The organism is Propioniciclava sp., from assembly GCF_029977985.1.
Taxonomy (GTDB): Bacteria; Actinomycetota; Actinomycetes; order Propionibacteriales; family Propionibacteriaceae; genus Propioniciclava.
In genome coordinates this window covers 1-1856 of sequence record NZ_JARKOT010000146.1, presented here as the reverse complement: position 1 = coordinate 1856, position 1856 = coordinate 1, and the positions used below count along the sequence as shown (strand labels likewise).

General features: G+C 74.0%; 3 protein-coding genes. All 3 read left to right on the top strand.

What is annotated here, in order from left to right; all coding sequences use genetic code 11:
* Positions 1-342 (top strand): TatD family hydrolase (locus Q1K57_RS09295; RefSeq protein ID WP_300081400.1); only part of this gene is annotated, 342 nt, incomplete at its 5' end.
* On the top strand, positions 342-1178 hold the full coding sequence (rsmA, locus tag Q1K57_RS09290) for a 16S rRNA (adenine(1518)-N(6)/adenine(1519)-N(6))-dimethyltransferase RsmA (protein ID WP_300081397.1): 837 nt from the start codon (positions 342-344) through the stop codon (positions 1176-1178). The genes Q1K57_RS09295 and rsmA, both read left to right, overlap by 1 nt.
* Before the next feature lie 90 nt (positions 1179-1268).
* Positions 1269-1856, top strand: a 588-nt coding sequence (ispE, locus tag Q1K57_RS09285) for a 4-(cytidine 5'-diphospho)-2-C-methyl-D-erythritol kinase (RefSeq protein ID WP_300081395.1), incomplete at its 3' end; no start/stop codon positions are given.

Below are 1856 nucleotides of genomic sequence, written 5' to 3'. Positions count from 1 at the left end.
GGCTGGCCGGACCGCGTCCAGTTGCACTGTTTCTCCGGCGACGCCGCGTTCGCCCGTCGGTGCCTGGACGCCGGCGCGTACCTGTCGTTCCCGGGCACGGTGACGTTCAAGGCCAACGAGGACCTCCGCGAAGCGCTCCGCCTGGCCCCCGCCGACCGCGTCCTCGTCGAGACCGACGCCCCCTACCTGACGCCCGTCCCGGTGCGGGGGCGTCCGAACGCGAGCTACCTGCTGCCGCACACCGTGCGGTTCATGGCCGAGGTGCGCGGCGAGGATCTCGCGGGCTTCTGCGCCCAGCTGGACGCCAACGCGACGGCGCTGTTCGGCGATTGGGGGGCGTGATGCTGCTCGACCCGCGCACCATCCGCGAACTGGCGGCCGAGCTCGACCTGCGGCCCACCAAGCAGCGCGGCCAGAACTTCGTGCACGACCCGAACACGGTGCGCCGCATCGTCGCGGCGTCGGGGATCGGGCCGGACGACGTCGTCCTGGAGATCGGGCCGGGGCTGGGGTCGTTGACGCTCGGTCTGCTCGACGTGGCGCAGCACGTCACGGTCGTCGAGATCGAGCCCAGCCTTGCCGCCCGCCTGCCCCGGACCGTCGCCGAACGGGCACCGGCGGCGTCCGAACGGCTGACGGTGGTGGAGTCGGACGCCCTCGCCGTCGACACGCTGCCAGACCCGCAGCCCACCGCGGTCGTCGCCAACCTGCCGTACAACGTGAGCGTGCCGGTGATCCTGCACGTCATGGAGCGGTTCGCAACGATCGCCCGCGGGCTCGTCATGGTGCAGCTCGAGGTGGCCGACCGCCTGGCTGCCCCGCCCGGGAGCCGCACGTACGGCGTCCCGAGCGCGAAGCTCGCGTGGTACGCGTCGGCGCGGCGCGTCGGCACCGTGCCGCCGACCGTGTTCTGGCCGGTGCCGAACGTGGACTCGGGGCTCGTCGCCGTGGAGCGACGTGACCCGCCGGCCACGTCCGCGAGCCGGGAGCGGGTGTTCGCCGTGGTCGACGCGGCCTTCGGGCAGCGGCGCAAGATGCTGCGCGGTGCGCTGGCCGGGCTGTTCGGCTCGGCCGCTGCGGCGGCTCTGGCACTGGACGCCGCCGGTGTCGACCCGCAGGCGCGCGGCGAGGTGCTGGACATCGCCGCCTTCGCCCGCGTCGCCGAACAGTTGCCCTGAGTCCGGCCGCCCGAGCGGGTTGAGGCCCTGGGGCGAGCCGGTCGCGACGAACCTGTTCCTTCCGGCCCGCCGGACTGGTAGGAAGGGCTCATGGCACCGTTGTCGTCGCTGGCCCCTGGCCCCGGGTGGGTGAAGGTGCGCGCGTCGGGCAAGGTGAATCTCGCGCTGCGCGTGGGGGCCGCGCGAGCAGACGGCTACCACCCACTGGCGACGGTGTTCCAGGCCCTGAGCCTGTTCGACGACCTGGGGGTTCGCGACGCTCCCCCGGGCACGTACCGCATCACCGTGGCGGGCGCGCAGGCGGGGCTGGTGCCGGCGGACGACTCGAACCTCGCCGTCAAGGCCGCCCGGCTGCTGGCCGACCGGCACGGCGGCGCGCACCGGCGGGGCGCGGAGATCGTGATCCGCAAGACGATCCCGGTGACGGGCGGCATGGCGGGCGGGTCGGCGAACGCGGCGGCCGCCCTGGTGGCCTGTTCGACCCTGTGGGGCATCGACGTCTCGCCCGGCGACCTGGCTGCGCTGGGCGCCGAACTCGGCGCCGACGTGCCCTTCTCGCTGCACGGCATGACGGCGCTCGGCACCGGACGCGGCGACGAACTGGTCCCGGTGTTGAGCCGCGGCAGTTACCACTGGGTGCTCGCCCTGCCGGAGATCGAACTGTCGACACCGGCCGTC

Bases quoted from the DNA above. Each gene is read 5' to 3' on its own strand.
- rsmA (WP_300081397.1), top strand. From the start codon at position 342: ATGCTGCTCGACCCGCGCACCATCCGCGAACTGGCGGCCGAGCTCGAC.